Annotated in this window: 20 protein-coding genes; 10 read left to right on the top strand and 10 right to left on the bottom strand. The window is 64.6% G+C overall.

Annotated features, from left to right (window positions below):
- Positions 1 to 23 precede the first annotated feature (23 nt).
- Positions 24 to 1499, bottom strand: coding sequence for a catalase (locus tag ACOJSI_RS02620; RefSeq protein ID WP_420136705.1), 1476 nt, complete (start codon positions 1497 to 1499; stop codon positions 24 to 26).
- A 143-nt stretch (positions 1500 to 1642) separates the two neighbouring features.
- Complete coding sequence (locus tag ACOJSI_RS02615) at positions 1643 to 2956, bottom strand: aminotransferase class I/II-fold pyridoxal phosphate-dependent enzyme (RefSeq protein ID WP_420136704.1); 1314 nt, start codon at positions 2954 to 2956, stop codon at positions 1643 to 1645.
- Positions 2957 to 3147: 191 nt separating this feature from the next.
- Between ACOJSI_RS02615 and ACOJSI_RS02610 the strand changes: the two genes are divergently transcribed.
- Entirely contained in the window at positions 3148 to 3777 is a 630-nt protein-coding gene (locus tag ACOJSI_RS02610) for a hypothetical protein (RefSeq protein WP_420136703.1), read from the top strand.
- Positions 3778 to 3934: 157 nt separating this feature from the next.
- On the opposite strand, the gene ACOJSI_RS02605 is transcribed toward ACOJSI_RS02610, so the two are convergent.
- The 5 genes from ACOJSI_RS02605 to ACOJSI_RS02585 form a co-directional block, all read right to left on the bottom strand.
- Positions 3935 to 4117 (bottom strand): hypothetical protein, encoded by a 183-nt coding sequence (locus ACOJSI_RS02605; protein WP_420136702.1) that lies wholly within the window; start codon positions 4115 to 4117, stop codon positions 3935 to 3937.
- 8 nt (positions 4118 to 4125) lie between these two features.
- On the bottom strand, positions 4126 to 5340 hold the full coding sequence (locus ACOJSI_RS02600) for a glycoside hydrolase family 28 protein (RefSeq protein WP_420136701.1): 1215 nt from the start codon (positions 5338 to 5340) through the stop codon (positions 4126 to 4128).
- 116 nt (positions 5341 to 5456) lie between these two features.
- On the bottom strand, positions 5457 to 6890 hold the full coding sequence (locus ACOJSI_RS02595) for an efflux transporter outer membrane subunit (RefSeq protein WP_420136700.1): 1434 nt from the start codon (positions 6888 to 6890) through the stop codon (positions 5457 to 5459).
- 2 nt (positions 6891 to 6892) lie between these two features.
- Positions 6893 to 10009 carry an efflux RND transporter permease subunit gene (locus ACOJSI_RS02590; RefSeq protein ID WP_420136699.1) on the bottom strand — a complete coding sequence of 1039 codons (3117 nt, stop codon included), beginning with the start codon at positions 10007 to 10009 and terminating at the stop codon, positions 6893 to 6895.
- Positions 10002 to 11156 carry an efflux RND transporter periplasmic adaptor subunit gene (locus ACOJSI_RS02585; RefSeq protein ID WP_420136698.1) on the bottom strand — a complete coding sequence of 385 codons (1155 nt, stop codon included), beginning with the start codon at positions 11154 to 11156 and terminating at the stop codon, positions 10002 to 10004. The genes ACOJSI_RS02590 and ACOJSI_RS02585 overlap by 8 nt, the downstream gene beginning before the upstream one ends.
- Before the next feature lie 264 nt (positions 11157 to 11420).
- On the opposite strand from ACOJSI_RS02585, the gene ACOJSI_RS02580 reads away from it, so the two are divergent.
- The 5 genes from ACOJSI_RS02580 to ACOJSI_RS02560 all read left to right on the top strand — a co-directional run bounded on the left by ACOJSI_RS02580 (position 11421) and on the right by ACOJSI_RS02560 (position 15485).
- Entirely contained in the window at positions 11421 to 12527 is a 1107-nt protein-coding gene (locus tag ACOJSI_RS02580; RefSeq protein WP_420136697.1) for a sensor histidine kinase, read from the top strand.
- Positions 12524 to 13171 (top strand): response regulator transcription factor, encoded by a 648-nt coding sequence (locus ACOJSI_RS02575; RefSeq protein WP_420136696.1) that lies wholly within the window; start codon positions 12524 to 12526, stop codon positions 13169 to 13171. Before ACOJSI_RS02580 ends, ACOJSI_RS02575 begins: the two co-directional genes overlap by 4 nt.
- A 96-nt stretch (positions 13172 to 13267) precedes the next feature.
- Positions 13268 to 14125, top strand: a complete 858-nt coding sequence (locus ACOJSI_RS02570) for a DUF1444 family protein (protein WP_420136695.1) — start codon at positions 13268 to 13270, stop codon at positions 14123 to 14125.
- Between the two features lie 63 nt (positions 14126 to 14188).
- Positions 14189 to 15028, top strand: a complete 840-nt coding sequence (locus tag ACOJSI_RS02565) for a hypothetical protein (protein WP_420136694.1) — start codon at positions 14189 to 14191, stop codon at positions 15026 to 15028.
- Positions 15012 to 15485, top strand: coding sequence for a hypothetical protein (locus ACOJSI_RS02560; RefSeq protein ID WP_420136693.1), 474 nt, complete (start codon positions 15012 to 15014; stop codon positions 15483 to 15485). Before ACOJSI_RS02565 ends, ACOJSI_RS02560 begins: the two co-directional genes overlap by 17 nt.
- A 31-nt stretch (positions 15486 to 15516) precedes the next feature.
- On the opposite strand, the gene ACOJSI_RS02555 is transcribed toward ACOJSI_RS02560, so the two are convergent.
- Entirely contained in the window at positions 15517 to 16596 is a 1080-nt protein-coding gene (locus ACOJSI_RS02555) for an AI-2E family transporter (protein ID WP_420136692.1), read from the bottom strand.
- Positions 16597 to 16926: 330 nt separating this feature from the next.
- On the opposite strand from ACOJSI_RS02555, the gene ACOJSI_RS02550 reads away from it, so the two are divergent.
- The 4 genes from ACOJSI_RS02550 to ACOJSI_RS02535 all read left to right on the top strand — a co-directional run bounded on the left by ACOJSI_RS02550 (position 16927) and on the right by ACOJSI_RS02535 (position 20556).
- Positions 16927 to 17559 carry a tetratricopeptide repeat protein gene (locus ACOJSI_RS02550; protein WP_420136691.1) on the top strand — a complete coding sequence of 211 codons (633 nt, stop codon included), beginning with the start codon at positions 16927 to 16929 and terminating at the stop codon, positions 17557 to 17559.
- A 2-nt stretch (positions 17560 to 17561) separates the two neighbouring features.
- A complete protein-coding gene (locus tag ACOJSI_RS02545) occupies positions 17562 to 18902 on the top strand; it encodes a PQQ-binding-like beta-propeller repeat protein (protein WP_420136690.1) in 1341 nt (446 codons plus the stop codon).
- An 86-nt stretch (positions 18903 to 18988) separates the two neighbouring features.
- Positions 18989 to 20362 carry a ribosome biogenesis GTPase Der gene (gene der, locus ACOJSI_RS02540; RefSeq protein WP_420136689.1) on the top strand — a complete coding sequence of 458 codons (1374 nt, stop codon included), beginning with the start codon at positions 18989 to 18991 and terminating at the stop codon, positions 20360 to 20362.
- 2 nt (positions 20363 to 20364) lie between these two features.
- Complete coding sequence (locus ACOJSI_RS02535) at positions 20365 to 20556, top strand: sulfurtransferase TusA family protein (RefSeq protein ID WP_420136688.1); 192 nt, start codon at positions 20365 to 20367, stop codon at positions 20554 to 20556.
- A gap of 7 nt (positions 20557 to 20563) precedes the next feature.
- On the opposite strand, the gene bfr is transcribed toward ACOJSI_RS02535, so the two are convergent.
- Both bfr and ACOJSI_RS02525 read right to left on the bottom strand, forming a co-directional pair.
- A complete protein-coding gene (gene bfr, locus ACOJSI_RS02530) occupies positions 20564 to 21046 on the bottom strand; it encodes a bacterioferritin (protein ID WP_420136687.1) in 483 nt (160 codons plus the stop codon).
- Between the two features lie 109 nt (positions 21047 to 21155).
- Positions 21156 to 21329 carry a (2Fe-2S)-binding protein gene (locus ACOJSI_RS02525; RefSeq protein ID WP_420136686.1) on the bottom strand — a complete coding sequence of 58 codons (174 nt, stop codon included), beginning with the start codon at positions 21327 to 21329 and terminating at the stop codon, positions 21156 to 21158.
- Positions 21330 to 21343 lie beyond the last annotated feature (14 nt).

Below are 21343 nucleotides of genomic sequence, written 5' to 3'. Positions count from 1 at the left end.
CCTGCCGGCGGTCGCAACAATGGTCAGGCTGCCTGGTCGGTAACTCCGTCAGGCACTGCCTTAGCCATGTGCAGCCGTGCCACCGCATCGGCGACGCCGGCGCCGTACGCCGGGTCTGCGCGCATGCAGTGGGCGACGTGACGCGCGATGATGGCGTCGGCGGCGCCGTGGATCGCGCGGGCGGTATTGTCGAACAGGGCCTGTTTTTGCGCAGGGGTCATCAGGCGGAACAGATTGCCCGGCTGACTGAAATAATCCTCGTCCTGACGATGATCCCAGTGCGCCGCTGCGCCATCGACGCGGAGCGGCGGCTCGGCGAGAGTGGGTTGGTCTTGCAGCACGCCTTTACTGTTGGGCGCATAATGGACGCTACGCCCGCCATTGCCGTCCACGCGCATGGCGCCGTCGCGGTGATAGATATGCACGGGGCAGCGCGGCGCGTTTACTGGGATCTGCGCATGGTTGACGCCCAGCCGATAGCGCTGGGTGTCGCCATACGAAAATAAGCGGCCCTGCAGCATCTTGTCGGGCGAGAAACCGAGACCGGGCACGATGTTGGACGGTGCGAACGCGGCCTGCTCGACATCCTGGAAGAAGTTTTCCGGATTCCGGTTCAGCTCGAACTCGCCGACCTCGATCAGCGGATAATCGCCCTTCGGCCAGATCTTGGTGAGGTCGAACGGATTGAAGGGAGACTGGGCTGCCTGGTCCTCCGTCATGATCTGCACGAACATCGTCCACTTGGGATAGTCACCCGCTTCGATGCTGGTGAACAGGTCGCGCTGGTGGCTTTCGCGATCGGTGCCGATCGTCTGCTGCGCCTCGGCATCGGTCAGATTGGCGATACCCTGCTGTGTGCGCAGGTGGAATTTGACCCAAAATCGTTCGTCCGCGGCGTTGATGAAGCTGAACGTGTGGCTGCCGAAGCCATGCATATGGCGCCATGATTGCGGGATGCCGCGCTCGCTCATCACGATCGTGATCTGGTGCAGCGCCTCCGGCAGCAAGGTCCAATAATCCCAATTATTCTCCGCGCTGCGCAGGCCGGTATGTGGATCGCGCTTCACGGCATGATTGAGATCCGGGAACTTCAACGGATCGCGAATGAAGAAGACCGGCGTGTTGTTGCCGACCAGGTCCCAATTGCCTTCTTCCGTGTAGAATTTCATTGCGAAGCCGCGAATGTCGCGCTCGGCGTCGGCCGCGCCGCGCTCACCCGCCACGCTGGAAAAGCGCACGAACATCTCGGTCTGCTTGCCGATCTCCGAGAAGATCCGGGCCTTGGTGAAGCGGGTGATGTCGTGCGTGACGGTGAAGCGGCCGAACGCTCCGGCCCCTTTCGCATGCATGCGTCGCTCCGGGATCACTTCGCGATCGAAATGCGCCATCTTCTCCAGGAACCAGATGTCCTGCAGCAGCGCCGGCCCGCGCGGCCCGGCCGTGATGATATTGTTATCGTCGGCAACAGGCGCGCCGAAGGCAGTCGTCAGCTTGTTCACATACCCCTCCCGGTTTCAGGTGAGGCCATTAGATCGATCTTCGATATTGATCGCAACATTAATTAAAATGACACATGACATTGTAAAGGTGATATACGGCAGTTCCCGCCCGGCTAGCGGACGTTGACGCGATCGTTCCGGAATTAGCTAAGGAAGCGCCGCGGTCCTGCGAGGCAGCGCGCAAGATCATGTGCCGCGGATCGCGCCGACGCTGCGGTCAGGTTCGCCATGCCGATCCGGATCGCGGGCGGGCTTTCGATCCGGAATGGTTCGCCCGGCTGCACCGCCCAGCCCAAGCCCAGCATCGCTTGCGTGACGTCGCTCTCCCGACGCACGGGAACCCAGATATGTACCCCTGAACGCCCTTGTGCCGCGATACCATGCTCGTCCAGGGCGCCTAGAAATGCTGCGCGTCGTTCCCGATAGGCAGCGCGCGCCGCCTCCATCAGCCGGTCGGTCTCGGGCGATGCCCACAGTGTGCGCGCCATGCGCTGGATCAAGCGGCTGACCCAGCGCGGGCCCAAGGCGTGCTGGCGGCTAATCCGGTCGATCGTTACCTCGTCGCCAAGCGCGATCGCCAGCCGATAATCGGGGCCGAGAAATTTGGAGACGGATCGCACGAACAGCCAGCGACCATGCCGGGGTGGAAGCAGCGCCAGGCTATTTTCCGACAAAGGCCCCCAATGATCGTCGAGTACGATCAGCACATCGGGATAGTCCGCGAAAATCCGGGAGAGCAACTGGGCGCGAGCGGGACTGATGTCGGCCCCGGTCGGATTCTGGGCTCGCGGCGTTAGCACCACTGCGGCCGCGCCACTGCGCAACAGCGCCGATACCGCGTCGGGCGCAGGGCCTTCCTCGTCCATCGGCATCGGCTTCAACCGTGCGCCGAGCGATCTCAGCAGATCGAAGAGTGGGGGAAAGCCGGGATCTTCCACCAATATGGCGGCGCCGGGCCGAAGCTGCGCGCGCATGGCCCGCTCGATCGCATCCAGCGCACCCGACACGAAGCACATGTGCCGCGTATCCAGCCCTTCATATCCAAGCCGCTCCCGCACCAGTGCCACCAAAGCCGGATCATCGGCCTCCGCATCATAACCGCTGGACCGCAGATCGACCTGGTCCAGCACGTGCGCCAAGGGGGGTAGAAAGCTGGCATCGATATTGCCCGATGCCAGGTCGCAGGCACCGCTCGGCAATTCCAGCGCACGCCCTTCGAACGGGTGAATCCTGGCGATGCGCATGCCGCCCCGGCCTGGCCCGCCGATCAGGATGCCGGCGTCGCGCAGGCGGGCATAAGCGGAGGCGACAGTGTTGCGGCTAACGCCGAGTAAGATGCCGGCGTCGCGGACGCTGGGTAGCCGATCGCCGGGTTGAACCGATCCGAGGCGCACGGCGCGCTCGACCGAGTCGGCAATCTCGACGGCCGTCTCGCCCGAAAGGAAGCTGTGCGACATCCGGCACGACTAATAGCCCCTCCCGAACGAGTAAAGCGCAGCGCCGACGCCCCCTCTCCAACAGACTCCCCAGCTTCGAATGCCTCATAAAGTCTATGCCAAAGTATATTTTGACATATGACATTATAGATAATTATGATCGCCTGAGTGAGGTTTCGTGCGGCGCTGCCGCAGCAATGAGGGGCAGGAAGATGACGTCACGGGTTCTCGCGACATTGGTCGCAACAGGCATGACTTTCAGCGGCATCGCCGGCGCGGCGATGGCGCAAACCTATCGCGTCCATCTCACCAGTCTGAATGCCGGCAAGATCGGCAGCGCGCCCGAGGGAAATGCGACGCTCAAGGTGGTCGGCGACACACTTGAAGTGCGGATCAAGATGAACGGCGTGCCCGCCAACATCGAACATTGGGAGCATTTCCACGGCTTCGCCGATGCGCGGAACGCGACGTGCGTGACACCGGATATGGACGCGAACCAGGATGGCTTCATCGATCTGCTGGAAACCGAACCCGTGTCCGGCACCACGATGGTGCCGTTCAACGACAGGCCGGAAGAAATGCAGATCCCGACCCACACCTATCCGCATGCGTCAGCTCGCGGGAATTTCGATTATACCAAGTCAGTCCCGCTGGCCCAACTCGCGGCGAAGTTCGGCCAGACCTATCAGGACCAGACGATCGATCTCGAACGGCGGGTTCTGTATGTGCACGGCGTACCGAGCGACTCCGCTCTCCCAACCACGGTCGGATCGCTGGGCCCGGTTCCATCGCATGTCACGCTGCCGATTGCGTGCGGCAAAATCGTGAAAGTCTCCGGTTGAGCGCCCGTAAAGACAAGTGGCGAGGGGCGGTCAGCGCTGACCCGGCAGCAGGTCAATCGCCTCAGAGGCCACGCCCGCGCTGAGATAGGCTTTGCCGCCCTTGCCGCTCGCAATGCACAGCCGCGGTTCGTTGAATCCGCGGCGGCGGCAGGGATGGCTAGGTAAAGACGTGATTGTTGCCGCGATAAGAGCCGACGGTCACGCTGGGTGAGGCGGGCTGAACTGACGGCTGCGGAACAGGGCTGATGCAGTCGTCATGGTCGTCCTCTGGCGGGCTTTGGCGAAAGCAATCGTGGTTGGTGAGGCACAGCAGCAGCACGGCAAAGGCGATGCGCTTCACCACGCGCTTCAGTCGCCGTCGTCGGGCGAGGGGCGGTCCGGATCGTCTGGAAAGGGCACCCAGCGGCGCGTGCAATCTGGGCCAGGGCCCGTCGTGGCGGGCCCGTTCACGCCAGGAAGAGCAGGCGTGACGCCGCCTGGGCCGACGGCAACGTTGGCATTGCTTACCTGCCAGCGCGCGCCCGGGCCGAAGCGCACATCGTCGAGCGTCAGCTCCAGCGGACGCGCGGGATCGTGGCCGCGCGCAATCAGATCGCCGTCGCCCCCGCTCACGTCGTGCAGCAGAATGTCGCGGTAGACGGGGATAGCGTTACCCGCCGCACCCGCATCATAATGTGTGTCGAAATCGATCGGCGCGCGATTGCCGCGCAAACAGACATCGTCGAACCGCACCTGCTGGACGATGCCGCCGCGGGGGGCGTCGCTCTTGATCCGCAGCCCGGATGTCGTGCCATCCAACGTCATGTCCCGCACGAGGACGTTGCTGACACCCCCGATCGTCTCGCTGCCGATCGACAGGCCGTGGCCCCAGTAAAGATGGCTGTGGAGCACCGAGATATAGCGCGACCGGCTGCCACGCCCGGCCTTGATCGCGATATTGTCGTCGCCGGTTCGAATGAAACTATGCGTGATCGTGATGTCCTGCGAGCCGCCAGGATCGATGCCGTCGGTGTTACGCGCATTCGCCGGGGCGTCGATCCGCACGCTCCAGAAGGTTGCGCCCTGCACGTTCGTGAGCGCGACGTGGAAGTTGGGACTGTTGCGCAGGGTGACGCGGTAGAAAGTGATGTCGCGGGCCTCTGTCAGCTGGATCAGCCGCGGGGCATTCTGGTGGCCGCCCTGCACCTGCGCGCGGCGGGCAAGCTGCCACCAGCTTTCGGTGCCGCCGCGCATCGACGCGCCGCCCTGGCCATCGATCACGCCATCCCCGACGATCCCGCCGCCCTTCGTCTGCCGAAACAGGAGGAAGGGGCGGCAGCCCTTGCCGGTATCGTCGATCGTCCCGCAGCGGCCGGTTCCGCTATCGTAAGCGCGCGGATCAGCCGATGCCGCCAGCACCACATCCCGGTCCAGCCAGAGCGTGACCCCGGACTTCATCACCAGCGGACCACTGACGAACCGGGCCGCCCCCTCCGCCGCGGCAAGCCGGACCGCGGATCCGGCAGGACAAGCGTCGATCGCGGATTGCAGCGCATGCGTGGCATCGCCGGGTTCGGGCGCCACCGTTGCGCAAATCTGGCTAGGCAAAGCCGGTTGGCGCACCAGCCGGCGGTCCTGGGCGTTGGCTGATACCGCTACGCCCGCGACGGCAAGGCAGAGGCAGGCGAGCGCCCGGTGCATCACCCGGCCACGACATCGTTGCGGTGCCACCAGCCGCCCCCCATCGCCTGGAACAGAGCGGCGCTGTCGCTGTACACGGCGGCACGCGCCTGCTGCAGGGTTAGATCCGTCTGCCAATAAGCCTGCTCGGCATTCAGCAACTGCAAAGGCGCGATCGCCCCCAGCCGCGCCTGGCCGCGCGCGATGGTGACGCTGGCCGATGCGGCGCGCTTGGCCTGCTCCGCGGTCTTGAGTGCGTCACGATCGGTGATGATCGCCGCCAGCGTGTCCGACACATTCTGGAAAGCGGCAAGAACGGCGCTGCGATATTGGGCCTTGGCCTCGTCATAGGCGGCCTCGGCCGCATGCTGGCGATGGCGCAATGTGCCACCGTCGAAGATGGGGGCGGTCAGCCCGCCGACGATGCTCCACAAGATGTTGCCGTGGGCGAGCAGGGAGGCGAAGTCGGTGGATGCGCCGCCGACGCTGCCGCTCAGCGTGATCGCCGGCAGGCGCGCGGCGATGGCGACGCCCACTTGGGCGGCCGCGGCATGCAGATTGGCGGCGGCGGCACGTACATCGGGCCGCTGATCGACCAGCTGCGCCGGCAGGCTGATGGGCAGGCTTTGCGGCAAGGACAATTGCGCAAAGTCGATGTCGGGCTGTTGCGCATCGGGCATCTGACCGGTCAATGCCGCGATCAGATCGCGCTGCTGGGCCAGCTGGCGGAGCAGTCCAGGCAAGCTCTGTTCGGTTTGCGCCAGCAGGACCCGCTGGGCGGCGACATCCGCTTCGGCCGCGTCGCCCAGACGCTGCCGACCCCGCATGATCTGAAGGATCTGGGTCTGGGCGGTGATGCTGTTGCGGGTCGTCGCGATCTGCGCGCGTAGCGACGCCTCCGTGATCGCGGCGGTGACGATGTTTGAGGTGAGCGTCAGATAGGCGGCTTCCATCTGGAAACGCTGTGCCTCAGCCGCCGCGCTACTGCTTTCGGCTTGCCGCCGCACGCCGCCGAACAGGTCCAGCTGATAGCCGACGTTCAGCTGCCCCGTATGCAGCGTGTAGAGGTTTTGATTGGATTGAAGCGGGGAGGCGAGGACGTTGGGGTTGCGGGCGCGCGAGGTCGACGCTGCCACATCGACGCTCGGCAGATAGGCGCCATGGTCGGCGGCGGCCAGTTCCTGCGATTGGCGCAACGCGGCTCGAGCCGCTGCCAGATCGGGATTGGCCGCCAGGCTACGCCGCACCAGCGCATCGATCGCAGGCGACTTGAACAAGCTCCACCAGTCGCCCGGAATATCCGCCTCTACCACGGTTCGGCCGTCCGCCGGCACATTGGCATAGGCTGCATCGGCCGGCGCGGCCGGCTGGTGGAAGTTCGGCCCGACGGCGCAGCCCGAAAGGAGCAGCAAGGCCAGGCAGACGCCTGTGCGGCGTGGAAATGCGGTCGCCATCATCATGCTCCCTCGGCGGTCACCGCGCCTTGCGGCCGTCCTTGCCGCCGTGCTGCCCGGCGCGAAGCGGCGCGCTCGATCACATAATACAGCGTCGGCACGACGAATAAGGTCAGCGCCGTGGCGACGATCAGGCCGCCCACTACCACCGTGGCGAGGCCGCGTTGGACGTCGCTGCCGACACCGGTGTGGACTGCGGCCGGCAGCATGCCGATCGTGGCAACGGTCGCCGTCATCAAGACCGGCCGCAGCCGCTCATTGGCGCCGCGCAGCACCGCTTCCAGCAGACCCTCGCCGTCGACCCGATGCGTATTGAGGTTCGACACCATGATGATCGCATTCTGGATCGCCACGCCAAACAGCGCGATGAAGCCGACGGAGGAAGCGACGTTCAGCGTCGAATGGGTCAGGTGCAGCGCGACCAGGCCGCCCAGCGTCGCCAGCGGGACCGCGCCGAGGATCAGCAGCACCTGCCGCACCAGCGCGAACTGAATGTAGAGAAGCAACCCCATCGCAGCGAACATGACGCACAGGATCACGCGCAGGCGGCTCTCTGCACGCGCCTGATTTTCGAACTGGCCGCCCCATTCCAGATGATAGTTTGTCTTGTCGAACTTGACCTGCGCCGCGATGTTCCGCTGGGCGTCATGCAGGAAGGAGCTCAAATCGCGGTCGCGATAGTCGAGCTTCACCGTCAGATGGCGATGCCCCATCTCGCGCGTGATCGTGCTCTCGCCCATCTTCAGCTGGATATCGGCGACGGCGGACAGCGGAACCTGCGCGCCGGTGCCGGTCGTGATGGGCAGGTTGCGGATCTCGCCAAGCGTACTGCGGGCCGCGGCGGGAAAGCGGACGGCAATATCGTAGCGGCGATCGCCGACATAGAGCTGGTCGATGCCGGCACCGCCGATACCGGTTTGGATCAGGTCTGCAATATCACCCGCATTGACGTTCAGGCGGGCACAGGCGGCGCGGTCGATCCGGATCACCAGCTGCGGCAGCGGTGGTTCCTGATCCAGCGCCACATCGGCCGACCCGGGCGTCTTGTTCAGGACAGTGACGATCGCATTGCCGATCCGGCGCAGCTCGGCGAAATCGTCGCCATAGATTTTGATAACCAGCTCGCTATGGGCGCCCGCCATCTTGTCATAGACACCGTCGATCATCGGCTGGCTGAAGCCGACCGTGAAGCCCGGCATCGTCTTGAACTTGGCATCCATGCGCCGGATCAGATCGGCCTTGGTCTCGCCGGAGGGCCAGGTGCCGGGCGGGTGCAGGCCCACGCTCGCTTCGATGTGCGATGGCGTGAACGGATCGGTGCCGTCGTCATTCCGGCCGAGCTGCGTCACGATATAGGAGGTTTCCGGGAAGGTCCGCACGGCGCGCCGCAGCTCGTCCGCCATGGCCTTGCCTTCCTGCAGCGAAATGCCGCTCGGCAACTGAACCTGAAGCCAGATCGATCCCTCATCCAGCGCCGGCAGGAATTCGCGGCCGACCGTCGCGCCCAGCAGCAGCACGGCGACCGCGGCGACACCGGCCACGCCATAGATGATCGCCGGCGTGGCAAGGCAACGGCGCAGGGCGACGCCATAGCCGCGCTCAATCCGCACCAGTACCGGGTTGTGGAAGGTCTTCGTGGGCTTGCGGAAGGCGATATAGGCCAGGCCCGGCACCAGGGTCATCGCCACCAGCAGCGCGCCCAGCAGGGCATAGCTGACCGTGAAGGCCATCGGCGTGAACAGTTTCGCTTCGATCCGCTGGAACGCGAACAACGGCATATAGGCCGTGATGATGATGATCGTCGCAAAGAAGATCGGTCGGCCGACCTGGACCGCGGCATCCACCGCCTCGGCACGCGTCAACGGCTTGTCGGGCCGCGCCTCCCGTCGCCGCAGCAGCGATTCCATCATCACGATCGCACCGTCGACGATGATCCCGAAGTCGATCGCGCCGAGCGACAGCAGGTTCGCGGGCACATGCGTGACGTTCATTAGAATGAACGCGATCAGCATCGCCAGCGGAATGACGACCGCGACGATCAGGGCGCTGCGCACGCTGCCCAGGAAGAGGATCAGCACGATCAGGACCAGCCCGACGCCTTCCAGGACGGTATGCGACACCTTGTCGATCGTGGTGTGCACCAGATCCGACCGGTCGAGATAAGGCACGATGCGCGCGCCCTTGCGCGCCAGCTCGACGTTGAGTTCCTGTACCTTGGCATGGACGTCGTCCATGACCCGCGAGGGGTTTTCGCCCCGCAGCAACGTCACGATCCCTTCGATCGCATCGCCATGCTCATCCTTGCCGAGGATGCCGTGCCGTTCCATCTGGCTCAGCCGCACCTTGCCGAGATCGCGCACCAGCACGGGCGAGCCTCCCTTCTGGGTGACCGCGACATTGCCGAGATCGCTCAGATCATGCAGCGCGCCGACGCCGCGCACGACATAGCCCTGCTCGCCGCGCGTGATCACGCTGCCGCCGGTGCTGTGATTGTTGGCGGTGATCGCATCCTCGACCGCCTTCAGCGACAGGCCGAAGCGCTGCAGCTGGGCGGGGTCCAGCTCCACCTCATATTGGGTGGTGATCCCGCCGAAATTATTGACGCCCGCCACGCCCTGGATCTGCGACAAGGCCGGGATCACCTCCCACTGCTGCAGTTCCGACAATTCGCGTTGGCCCAGCGTGTCGGATTCCAGCGTGTAGCGATAGATTTCGCCGATCGGCGACGTGAGCGGATCGAGCCCCGGCGTGATCCCGGTGGGCAAGGTCACGCCCTGGATGCGCTCCTGGATGCGCTGGCGCGACCAATAATCCTCCGATCCGTCGCGAAACACGAGTGTGATCAGGGATAGGCCGAACGTGCTCTTGGACCGCATGATCGTCAGGCCCGGCGTGCCGTTGAGCGCGCGTTCCAGCGGGATCGTGATCTGCTGCTCGACCTCTTCGGCCGCGAGACCGGGGGCCTGGGTAATCACCTGCGAACTGACGTCGGCGATGTCGGGATAGGCCTCGATCGACAGCTGCCGCCACGAATACCAGCCATAGGCCGCGACCAGCGCCGCGATCAGCAGGACGATCCTGCGCCGCGTGATCGCCAGCCGGATGAACCGCTCAATCATCGAGCAGTACGCCGCCCTTGGCGATGATCCGCTGTCCTGTCGCAAGGCCATGCGCAATCGTCGTGCGGTCACCTTGTTCGTCGCCGGTGTCGACCACGCGGCGCTCGAACGTCCAGGGCGCGATCTCCACGAACACGGTCGTCGCATCGTCCTTCAGCAGCAGGGCGCTGGTGGGAATGGAGGGTGCCCGCTCGGCCGCTGCCGCGAAGCGCACTGTTGCGAACATGCCGGGCTTGAAGCGCTCATCCGGATTGGCGATCGCGATCCGGACTTTGGTGCGGCGGCTATCCGGATCCAGAATCGGCGCGATCGATTGAACGCGGCCCGCAATTCCTTGGTCCGGAAAGGCATCGAAGCGGATCTGCACCGGTTGGCCGATATGGACGGACGCGATATCCGCTTCGCCCACATTGGCGGTGACCCACACCGTCCCGATATTCGAAATCGTCATCAGCGGTGCGGTGAGATCGGTCCAATAGGCACCGGGCGCGGCGGCGAGATCGGTGACGACGCCAGCCGCCGGCGCGACCAGCGCAAGCCCTCCGCCCTTCACCATTCGCGATTGGCCCAGTTGCCGCAGCCGCGCGTGCGTCCGGGTGGCCTCGGCCTGCGCGGCGGCATAATCGGCCTGTGCTTGCTGCACATCCTTGTCGGCCGCGCCGCCGATCGCCTTCAGGCCGAGCGCGCGGGTGCGGGCGGCGGATGTCAGGCGCAACTGCGCCTGGGCATGCGCATCGTCGGCCAGGGCGGATGATAGATCGGGCGAGGCGAGGGTGGCGAGCATCTCGCCGGCCCGGACATGATCGCCAAGCCGTGCACCCAGCGTGACGATCCGACCTGCGATCGGCGTGAGGATGCGGGCCTGATGTCCGGGATCGGCCTCCACGACCGCCGGGGCAGCGATCTGGCGACCAAGGTCGCTATCGCCCACCCGCGCGATCACCAGGCGCGTACGAAGAGGGGACTGCGCGGGAATTGTCACGCGGCCGCCTTGTGCGATAAAGCTTGGCACGTCGGGGGTGGCCGTCGGCGTCTTCGATCCACAGGACGACAAGGTGCAGAGCAGCGCGGCCAGTATGCCGATGGGCGCGGCGGACGTGATGGGCCGAACGCCGCGACGGCGCACTGGCTCTTCATGGAATGGCATCAGGAATTCCCAGGCTAGTCTGCATGGCGTGCGACACCAAGACGCTGCCGTCCGGGCGTTGCCGCAGGGCCGCTTCGGCAGCATCGCGCCGATAGGCGGCGGTCTGCGCCCGATCGACAATGCATCAGGAAAGCCGGATTATACGAAGGTATATCGGGCCATCGCGCGCGATTGGATGCGCAGGGACGGCGCCTTATGCGAGGCCAGCGCGAACAGGCGACGGTTCACGTCCCGTTTGACCGCGGTAGGCGAGGATGCACGAAGATGTCCGAAACGATCGTAGAAAAAGCGTCCGGAGCATCCGCAGCGTTGCATGGGCTGCACCGGATCTTCCGCAAGCCGATCATCAGGGTTCCGGCGATGGCGCTCGTGATGCTCGCCATCTTCGTGTTCGATACGCTGACCGATTTGGAGATAGCGACCGCGGTCTTCTACATCGCGGTCGTGCTCCTTGCGATCGGGCGGTTTGCGGGTCGCTATGTCATCGCTCTTGCGGCAGCATGCGTGGTGCTGACGCTGATCAGTTTCTTCATCAGTAAAACAGGATCGCGCGAGGCCGGGCTGGTCAACCTGGCAATCAGCGTCTCGACCATCGCCATCACCACCTATCTGGGGCTGAAGATGGTTGCGGCGGAGGGCGCCGCCCATGCCGCGCGCGCGCAATTGATCCGTGTCGCCCGCGTCACAAGCCTAGGCGAGTTGGCGGCGTCGATCGCGCATGAGGTGAACCAGCCGCTCGCCGCAATTGCCACCAGCGGCGACACCGCGTTGCGCTGGTTGAGCGCGACGCCCCCCAATGTCGATCGCGCGCGCTCGGCGCTCGTGCGGGTGGTGGAGGATGCCAGTCGCGCCAGCACCGTTCTCGCGCGGGTGCGTGACCATGCCCGGGGCGATCCGCCGGCATTGCGGCTGATCCGCGTCGACGACGTGATCGAAGAGGCGGTCGAATTGTCCGGCGGCGAATTGCAGCGCCACGCAATCGCCGTCCAACTGGCACTTGCGGACGCTTTGCCCACCGTCCTGGGCGATCGGGTGCAGCTACAGCAGGTCGTCTGCAACCTGATCCTCAACGCGATCGAAGCCATGGCACAGGTTCCGCCCAGCCGCCGCTCCTTGACGATCGCCGCGATGGTGGACGTCAATGGCGATGTGGAAATTTCTGCCAGCGATACCGGCATCGGCATCCGTGACGATCATCTGGCGCGCTTGTTCGATTCCTTCTTCACCACCAAGGAAGGCGGAACGGGCATCGGCCTCACCATCAGCCGCACGATCGTGGAAGCCCATGGTGGGGTGATGTGGGTCGATCGGATGAAGCCGCACGGGGCACGTTTCCATGTCCGCCTGCCTGCCCATGCGGCCGCGGCATGAGCCGGGACGTGTCTTCGATTGAGGACGCCGCGATCGTCTATGTCGTCGATGACGATGCGTCGGTCCGTGCCGCTTTGGAGGATCTGCTAGCCTCGGTGGCGCTGGAAGCGATGCTGTTTGGATCGACCAGAGATTTTCTGGATGCGAGAAAGCCGGATCGGCCGGCCTGTCTGGTGCTGGATGTGCGCATGCCTGGACAGAGCGGCATGGAATTTCACCGCCAGATGGTGCGATACGGCACCGCAATCCCGGTCATCTTCGTCACCGGCCATGGCGATATCGCCATGTCGGTCAGCGCGATGAAGGCGGGCGCGATCGAATTCCTGGCCAAGCCTTTTGCCAATCAGGATCTGCTGGATGCTATCCATCGCGGGATCGAGATCGATCGACAGAGACGATTCAGCAATCGCAAGAGCCGGGATCTGACCCGCCGCTTCGCCGAGCTGACCGAAGGCGAGCAGGCCGTGATGTTCCTGGTCGTGCAGGGGCTGCTCAACAAGCAGATTGCGGGACAACTCGGGGTGAGCGAGATCACGGTCAAGGTGCGCCGCCGCCAGGTGATGCTGAAGATGGGCGCCAGATCGCTGCCGGATCTGGTGCGGCTTTGCGATGCCTTGCCATTGAAAGGCGTAGGGGCCGTCTGAGCCATTCTGGGCGCATGAGAGCCCAATAGGCCCATGTTTCACTCGGCGACTTTCTCTACGTTGTTGGATTGCGCAAGATGGTCCCCAGGGGGGCACATGATGCGATTCGAAAGACGAAGATTAGTGGCCGCAGGAATGTTCTCTTTTGGTCTTGCATGGCTCTTTGGGCGCAAAGCCGAAGCGCGCAGCTTTTCCGATGTTGCGGCGCTGCGCGACCACGTCGTACGACTATTGCGCACGCAAAAGGACTTCAAAGTAACATCTGACCGGAACGATCCAGCGAAGTTTCAGCTGGCAATTGGTGATTGGTCGGTGGTGGGTGATGTCACGAACCTCTTCAATTATATGCGGGGGAATCCGCAGGAGGATCCAGATTTCCTCGTCAGCCGTTTCCTCAATTCATTCGCGGAAGCGCAGCTTGAAGGGGTAGACGACCCCCATATTGTCGCAGTTATCCGGGCTCAGCCCTATATCGATGCGGCGCTGAAGGCGGGCGGGGAGCTTCTCCACGAGCCGCTGGGGGCGGACCTCCAGATTCTCTACATGGCCGACCGGCAAGATTCGATGGCGCCGCTCAGCCCGAAGGATGTGCCCGGCAAGGATCTGGCGAGTCTTCGTGCCATCGCGATGAACAATGAGCGCCGGTGGCTGTCCCAACTTGTGAGCGATGAGTCGCTCAAGTTCGGCATACTTTATTATATTAAAGACAATACGATGCTGTCGCCGAGCCTGCTGCTGCTCGATGATTTTTGGGCGATGGCAGCGAAGCGATTTCCTGGTGACGTGATCATCGCCCTGCCGCGCAAGGATCAGCTCTTCCTTTTCGACGATGAGGAAGAGGCGCGTCGCCGCGCGCGGCAATTGATCGAAGCGACCTTCGCTGAGGATTTCAATCTGCTGTCGCCTTACCTTTACGCACGCCGTAACGGTAAGATCACGATTGTGCCCGATTAGGCGGTTCGTGCGTTTTTCGGGCAAGGATCATTCGTCCGAATGATATGGTAGAGGGAGACCGGCATGAAATTTGTCACTCCGGCTGCGAAGGCGAATTTCACGATTGCGGCAGATGGGACGCCACCGACGATCCCGTTCGAAACCGATGGGACGGGCCCCCATAGCTGGGAATGGACGATCACCTGGAAGACCTTCACCAAGAAGGGGAAGGTCGAAACCCCCGACAATAAGTTGGACGGCGCGACGTTCCTCCAGGACCTGGGCGGCACGCTGGAGGTGCGCGCCACGATGCCGGCGGCTGCCGGCAAGCCGGCCCAGGTGGCTACCGTCAAGGTCACCATCACCGGCACCAACCCGACGATCCACGACGTCACGGTCTATCTCGCGACCAAGGCGGACAGTGCGGGTTTCTCGGCGATCCTGGAGCATGAATCGCGCGGCCGGCAATTCAACACCGCGGGCGAGCCGATCAAATCCTACGACAATGGTTATGGCATGTGCCAGTTGACCACGCCGAAGCCAACGATGGAACAGGTGTGGAGTTGGAAGCGCAACGTCGACGGCGGTCTCAAGCTGTTCGCCAGCAAGGTCACGGACGCGCGCAATTACCTGTCGCAAAGCGGGCGCACGTTCACCGACGCGCAGTTGCAGCACGAGGCGGTGTGCCGGTGGAACGGTGGCGCCTATCACACCTGGGACGGCAAGGCTTGGGTCCGCAATCCGGACATTCTGTGCGACACGGCCACCGGCAACAATGGCTGGGACATGACGAAGCCGGAGAATAGCGGAAAGACCGAGGCTGAGCTGCACAAGCGCGACAAGGACGAATATAAGCGCGGCCACAAGAAGGGCGATCTGTGGAAGCCGTCGGGGGTCTGCTATGCCGATGCGATCCTGGGTTAGCCTTGCGGCGGCACTCGGGCTGACGCTGGCCGGCTGCGCTGCTGCGCGGCCGGGGGGCGCGGCGCAGGCGGGCGCGCTGAAGCTGGAGCTGGCGGGTCGGACGGCGGTGGTCCGGGTGGCGCTCCCTGCGGCCGAGGTGGATCCGGCCAATGATCATAGCATCACGCTGCTGGGCACGCGCGGACCGTTCATGCTGCTGACCGACAGCTATGCCTCGCGCGGACAATCCATGTCGCGGTGCCAGGCGGGGCATGAAACCTGGGTCCGCCTGATCGATACGCGCACCCGCACCGAACGCTGGAACAAGCGTGTCGAAAGCTGCCTGCACGATATCCAGCCGGGAGACCCGGTCGCCACATGGACCGGCGACGGCGCGGATTTCACCGTGCGAACATTGTCGGAGCCGAGCACGCAGATGTCCGTTGCGGCGGACGGTAGCGTCACGCAACGAAACTAAGTCGTCGGGTCCTCCGACGACACCCGCCGCGTCAAGACCAGGCGCCGTCCGGCTGTTCGCGCGCGGCGGTGAAGATCTGCCAGATGGCCATGAACAGCGCCGCGATAACCGGTCCCACGACGAAGCCGTTGAAACCCATCATTTCGAACCCGCCAAGCGTCGAGATCAGCACAAGATAGTCGGGCATGCGCGCGTCACGGCCGACCAGGATAGGGCGCACGACATTGTCGACGCTGCTGATGATCAGGAAGCCGCATAGCGCGAGCGCAATACCCTGCCCGACCGATCCGGTCGCCAGCAGATAGATGGAGACGGGGACCCAGACGAGGCCGGTGCCGACGGCCGGGAAGAGCGAGAATACGCCCATGGCCACACCCCATAACAGCGCGCTGGGGATGCCCAATATCCAGAATGCGATCCCGCCGATCATCCCCTGCAGGACGGCGACGGCCAGCGTGCCCTTGATGGTGGCGCGGATCACCGTGACGAAGGTGGAGATCAGGGCTTTGCGCTGACCGTCGGGAAGCGGCAGCGCACGTTCCAGCCGCGCGGCTACGGCATCGCCATCGCGCAGCAGGAAGAAAGTGAGGTACAGCATCACGCCCAGCGCCAGGAAGAACCCGAATGCACTCTGGCCGATGCTCAGGATCTGACTGGCGATGGTCCGGAAACTGCTGGAGAAGCTCTGCGAGATACGGCTGCGCACGCCCTCGAAATCGTTGAGGCCGACGCTTTCCAGCCAACGTTGCGCCCAGCCCGGCAGATGCGTTTCCATCTGCACGAACATGCGGCCAAGATCGATGTCGCCACCGCGGATCCGGGCATAGGCACTGGAGGCTTCGTTCAGCAATGCCGCCCCCAGCAACATTGCCGGCACGATCACCAGCGCGATGATGATCAGCAAGGTGATTACTGCGGCCAGCGAGGCGCGACCCGGCATCTTGCGCAGGAAGCGCCGATTGAGCGGCGTGAACAGGACCGCGGCAATGACGCCCCACAGGATTGCGCCCGCGAATGGCGCAACCAGCAATAGGAATAGGATCGTGACAAGGAAGACCAGCAGCAGCAGAAAACCCCGCTCCAGGGGCGCCCCGCGCCGGGCCGCGCTCATGCGCGGGTCATCCCGTCATTGTCGGCCGACCGGCCGAGAAAAATGGCTTTGCGCATCGCTTCACTCCCTGTGCCGCTAGTCTATACCCGATGCGGCCGATGAGACCATCGTTGGCTGTCGTTATCGCGGACGATCGCGATCGCTGGGCCCCAATCGGGCGTCCCGCAATCTTCCTGCGTTCGCACAGCTTCCGTTCAGGCGGACTCGGCGCTAGAGAGGCGCCGTATGCCCGCGCTGCGCGCGGATTCCAGGAGAGGCCGTTTGGCGCTAACGCCCATCGATACTGAAGCATTTCGACGTGAAGTCGACGAGAATCTCCGCCGCGACCAGATGACAGGTCTCGCTAAGAAGTGGGGCGTCGTGATCGGCGTGCTGGTTCTTCTGCTGTTGATCGGCCTGGCCGCGTTCCTGTGGTGGCGGAGCCATCGTGCGCATCAGGCAGGGCTTGAGGGCGAGCAGCTGACGCAGGTGCTGAGCGACGTCGATATCGGGCGCGCGCAGCCCAACGATGCCCGGCTGACCGCCTTGGCATCCTCCTCGCGCGATGGATATCGTGCGATGGCGCGGCTCACCCAGGCTGGCATCCTCGCGAAAACCGATGCCCCGGCGGCCGCCGCCAAATATCTGGAGATCGCCAAGGATGATGGCCTGCCGCAGGCGACGCGCGACCTTGCCCTCATCCGCGCCACCACGCTCCAGTTCGATACGATTGCGCCAACGGAGGTGGTGTCGCGCATGAAGCCGCTGGCGGTGGCCAACGCGCCGTGGTTCGGCAGCGCCGGTGAACTGACCGGCATCGCCTATATGAAGATGGGACGCCGCGATCTGGCCGGCCCGCTCTTTGCCGCCATCGCGCGCGACACGAACGTGCCTACCGGCCTGCGGGGCCGTGCGGCCGGGCTCGCGACCGCGCTCGGCCAGACCGTTGGCGTCATCACGCCTGACGGCGCATCCAAGGAATGATCATGACGATGAGTTCGCGCCGTGCGCGCGCTATGGTTGCGTTGACCCTCGTGGCCACGCTGGGCGGCTGCGGGCTGTTCAAGGGCCGCGGCGACCGGGGTCCCAAGACGGCGGTGCTGGGGCAACGCGTATCGGTGCTGAACACCGGCAGCGATGTCGTCGTCGATCCCAGCCTGGCCGATGTGCCGGTGACCGTGCCGGAACCCGTGGTCAACACCGAATGGACCCAGCCGGGCGGCAACGCCACCAAGTCGATGGGCAACCCGGCCCTGCCAGCCGCGCTGCATCAGGCCTGGTCGGCCACGATCAAGGGCGGCGACATCGCGCAGCGCATTGGCTCGACCCCGGTCATTTCCGACGGCAAGCTGTTCATCATCGATGCCGATGCTGTCGTCCATGCCTTCGATGGCGCGACCGGCGCGCATGTCTGGCAGACATCGATCGACGGGGTGAAGCGAGACAAGGCCGTCCTGTTCGGCGGCGGCGTCAGCGTCGAAGCCGGCAAGGTTTATGCGACGACCGGGCGCGGCGACGCGGTGGCGCTGGAAGCCGCAACGGGCAAGCTGTTGTGGAAGGTACGCCCGGCCGGCCCGCTGCGGGGTGCCCCCGCCATCGGGGGCGGCAACATCTATGTGCTGACGCAGGACAATCAGATCCTGGCGTTGAACCCGGCAACCGGGGCGACGCTCTGGACCGTGTCCGCCACGCTGCAGACGTCCGCCGTCTTCGGGGTCGGCGGGCCTGCCATCGCGCAGGGCACGGTGGTGGCCGGCTTCTCGTCGGGCGAACTGTCCGCGTTGCGCTTCGAAAATGGCCGGATCGTGTGGCAGGATCAGCTTTCGCGGACCTCGATCTCAACCTCCGTCTCCGCAATCTCGGACATCGACGCTTCGCCCGTGGTCGATCAGGGCAAGGTCTATGCGATCGGGCTGGGCGGCCGCATGGTGGCGATGGATCTCGTCAGCGGCCAGCGTCTGTGGGAATTGACGATCGGCGGGATCAACACGCCCTGGCTCGCGGGCGAGTGGCTGTTCGTCATGACCGATGAGGCCAAGCTGATCTGCATCGCGCGCACGACCGGCAAGATCCGCTGGATCTCGCAGCTGCCGCGCTATCGCGACCCCAAGAAGAAGGACAAGCCGATCAACTGGTACGGGCCGACGCTGGCCGGGGGCCGGTTGCTGGTCGTCAGCGATCAGGGGCAGATGACCAACGTGGCGGTCGCCGATGGCAAGATCGGCACGTCGGTCAAGGCCGGCAAGGGATTCTACCTGCCGCCGGTCGTCGCCAATAGTACGCTCTATCTGCTGGACGCCAAGGGGCGGATCACCACCTGGCGCTAGCCCCCGCGCGCATCGCCGAACGCGGCGGGAACCCTGTCGGACGTCCGGACTCGTAAATGGCGGGTCCGGACCCTAGAAGGCGCTCCATGCCACTTCCTATCGTTGCCATTATCGGCCGACCCAATGTCGGCAAGTCGACCCTGTTCAACCGCCTCGTCGGCAAGAAGCTGGCGCTTGTCGACGATCGGCCTGGCGTCACCCGCGATCGGCGCGAGGGCGAGGCGAGCCTGCTCGGCCTTGATTTCCGCATCGTCGATACGGCCGGGTTCGAGGATGAGGATCCGCAGAGCCTGCCCGGGCGGATGCGGATGCAGACCCAGGCCGCGGTGGACGAGGCCGATGCCGCGCTGTTCCTGTTTGACGCGCGCGCCGGCGTCGTGCCCTTGGATGAGGAAATTGCGCGCTGGCTGCGCAATAGCGACACGCCGGTCATCCTGATCGGCAACAAGGCGGAGGGCAAAGCCGGCGAGAGCGGCTTGCTCGAAGCCTACGCGCTGGGCCTGGGCGAACCGATCCCGTTCTCGGCCGAACATGGCGAGGGCCTGGTCGATCTGTTCGAGGCTCTGCGCCCGCATATCGAAAAAGCCGAAGAGGAATATGCCGATGAGGAGGATGACGGGGAGGACGGCCGGCAGGGGCCGCTGAAGCTCGCCATCGTCGGCCGTCCCAATGCTGGCAAATCCACGCTCGTTAACAAGATGCTGGGTGAGGAGCGGATGATCACCGGACCCGAGGCCGGCATCACGCGCGACTCCATCGCCATCGAGTGGGAGTGGAAGGACAAGGAAGGCGGCGCACATCCGGTCCGCCTGATCGACACGGCGGGTCTCCGCCGCCGCGCCAAGGTGGAAGACAAGCTGGAACGCCTGTCCGCTGCCGATACCCAGCGCGCGATCGACTTTGCCGAAGTCGTGGTGCTGCTGCTGGACGCGACCCGCGGCTTGGAGGCGCAGGATCTGCGCATCGCCAGCCAGGTGATCGATGAAGGCCGCGCCCTGATCGTCGCGGTCAGCAAATGGGACGTTGCGGAAAATGCGCCTGCGTTGTTCCAGGGCATCCGCGCCGCGCTCGATGAGGGTCTGTCGCAGGTCAAGGGCCTGCCGTTGATCACCGTCTCCGGCTTCAGCGGTCGCGGCATCGATCAGCTGCTGGAAGCCGCGTTCGAGATCCGGGACGCTTGGTCGCGCCGCATCGGCACCGGCGAACTCAATCGTTGGTTCGAACGGGCGATCGAGGCCAATCCGCCTCCGGCGCCGGGCGGGCGGCGGATCAAGCTGCGCTACCTCACGCAGGCCCGCACGCGACCGCCGACCTTCATTCTGTTCGGCACGCGTGTCGATCAATTGCCGGAAAGCTACCGCCGTTATCTGATCAATGGCATCCGCCGCGAGCTTGGCTTTGGCGGCGTGCCGGTGCGTCTGACGGTGCGCGCGCCCAAGAACCCGTTCGGGGCAGCGTAAGCATGCTGGTCGATGCGCGCGGCATGCGCTGTCCGTGGCCGGTGCTACGGCTGGCGCGCGCCATGCGCAGCGCCAGCCGGGTCGACATCTTGGCGGACGATCCGGCCGCACCGGCGGAGATCGCCGCTTTGGCGGCCACGCAGGGATGGTCCCTGCAGGAACGCGACGGCGGCTTCGTCGTCGCCCGCAGCTAAAGCGAACTCAGCTTTCCGGCGCGGGCCGCGACTGCAACTGCACATAATTGTGGATGCCCATGCGCTCGATCATGTCGAACTGGCGTTCCAGGAAATCGACATGCTCTTCCTCATTGTCGAGGATGCGGCGGAACAGATCGCGTGACACATAGTCGCGCACCTCTTCGCAATGGGCGATGGCGTCGCGCAGCAGGGGGATGGCATCGCCTTCCAGGGCGAGGTCGGATCGCAGCACTTCCTCAACCGTCTCGCCGATGCGCAGGCGGCCCAGCATCTGGAAATTGGGCAGGCCGTCGAGGAACAGGATGCGCTCCGACAGCCAGTCGGCATGCTTCATCTCGTCGATCGATTCATGCTTTTCGTAATCGGCCAACCGTTCGATGCCCCAATGATCGAGCAGACGGTAATGCAGCCAATATTGGTTGATCGCAGTCAGCTCATTCTTGAGCGCGGCGTTCAGATATTCGATGACCTTGTCGTCGCCCTTCATGGCGCAACTCCCCGATGGCGATGATGACGCCGCTTAAACCAGGGAAGGGGCGAAAACGAAGTGCAAACGACTCGCGCGAGTCGTTCTCAGAAAATCGCGACAGCGAAGGTCAGGCCGCGGCCTGCTGCTCTTCTGCAATCAATTCGCGTGCAAAGGGAATGCATTGCCCGCAGCGGGGCCGCCGGCCCAGCGCGGCATAAGCGCTATAGGGGCATTGCGCGCCGGACCGCGCCGCCTCCCGTACTTCGCGTTCACGAATCGCATTGCAGTGGCAGACGACCATCGACGACTCCTTGG

The organism is Sphingomonas sp. (assembly GCF_048595155.1).
Taxonomy (GTDB): domain Bacteria; phylum Pseudomonadota; class Alphaproteobacteria; order Sphingomonadales; family Sphingomonadaceae; genus Sphingomonas_I.
This window is presented reverse-complemented; position numbering and strand designations above follow the sequence as displayed.

What these genes read in the sequence shown, in the direction of transcription:
- ACOJSI_RS02560 (WP_420136693.1), top strand. Translation starts at nt 15,012, where the DNA reads ATGCGATCCTGGGTTAGCCTTGCGGCGGCACTCGGGCTGACGCTGGCC.
- ACOJSI_RS02535 (WP_420136688.1), top strand. Translation starts at nt 20,365, where the DNA reads ATGCTGGTCGATGCGCGCGGCATGCGCTGTCCGTGGCCGGTGCTACGG.
- ACOJSI_RS02555 (WP_420136692.1), bottom strand. Translation starts at nt 16,596, where the DNA reads ATGAGCGCGGCCCGGCGCGGGGCGCCCCTGGAGCGGGGTTTTCTGCTG.
- bfr (WP_420136687.1), bottom strand. Translation starts at nt 21,046, where the DNA reads ATGAAGGGCGACGACAAGGTCATCGAATATCTGAACGCCGCGCTCAAG.
- ACOJSI_RS02610 (WP_420136703.1), top strand. Translation starts at nt 3,148, where the DNA reads ATGACGTCACGGGTTCTCGCGACATTGGTCGCAACAGGCATGACTTTC.
- ACOJSI_RS02570 (WP_420136695.1), top strand. Translation starts at nt 13,268, where the DNA reads ATGATGCGATTCGAAAGACGAAGATTAGTGGCCGCAGGAATGTTCTCT.
- ACOJSI_RS02545 (WP_420136690.1), top strand. Translation starts at nt 17,562, where the DNA reads ATGACGATGAGTTCGCGCCGTGCGCGCGCTATGGTTGCGTTGACCCTC.
- ACOJSI_RS02580 (WP_420136697.1), top strand. Translation starts at nt 11,421, where the DNA reads ATGTCCGAAACGATCGTAGAAAAAGCGTCCGGAGCATCCGCAGCGTTG.
- ACOJSI_RS02595 (WP_420136700.1), bottom strand. Translation starts at nt 6,890, where the DNA reads ATGGCGACCGCATTTCCACGCCGCACAGGCGTCTGCCTGGCCTTGCTG.
- ACOJSI_RS02565 (WP_420136694.1), top strand. Translation starts at nt 14,189, where the DNA reads ATGAAATTTGTCACTCCGGCTGCGAAGGCGAATTTCACGATTGCGGCA.
- ACOJSI_RS02615 (WP_420136704.1), bottom strand. Translation starts at nt 2,956, where the DNA reads ATGTCGCACAGCTTCCTTTCGGGCGAGACGGCCGTCGAGATTGCCGAC.
- der (WP_420136689.1), top strand. Translation starts at nt 18,989, where the DNA reads ATGCCACTTCCTATCGTTGCCATTATCGGCCGACCCAATGTCGGCAAG.
- ACOJSI_RS02525 (WP_420136686.1), bottom strand. Translation starts at nt 21,329, where the DNA reads ATGGTCGTCTGCCACTGCAATGCGATTCGTGAACGCGAAGTACGGGAG.
- ACOJSI_RS02575 (WP_420136696.1), top strand. Translation starts at nt 12,524, where the DNA reads ATGAGCCGGGACGTGTCTTCGATTGAGGACGCCGCGATCGTCTATGTC.
- ACOJSI_RS02550 (WP_420136691.1), top strand. Translation starts at nt 16,927, where the DNA reads ATGACAGGTCTCGCTAAGAAGTGGGGCGTCGTGATCGGCGTGCTGGTT.
- ACOJSI_RS02585 (WP_420136698.1), bottom strand. Translation starts at nt 11,156, where the DNA reads ATGCCATTCCATGAAGAGCCAGTGCGCCGTCGCGGCGTTCGGCCCATC.
- ACOJSI_RS02590 (WP_420136699.1), bottom strand. Translation starts at nt 10,009, where the DNA reads ATGATTGAGCGGTTCATCCGGCTGGCGATCACGCGGCGCAGGATCGTC.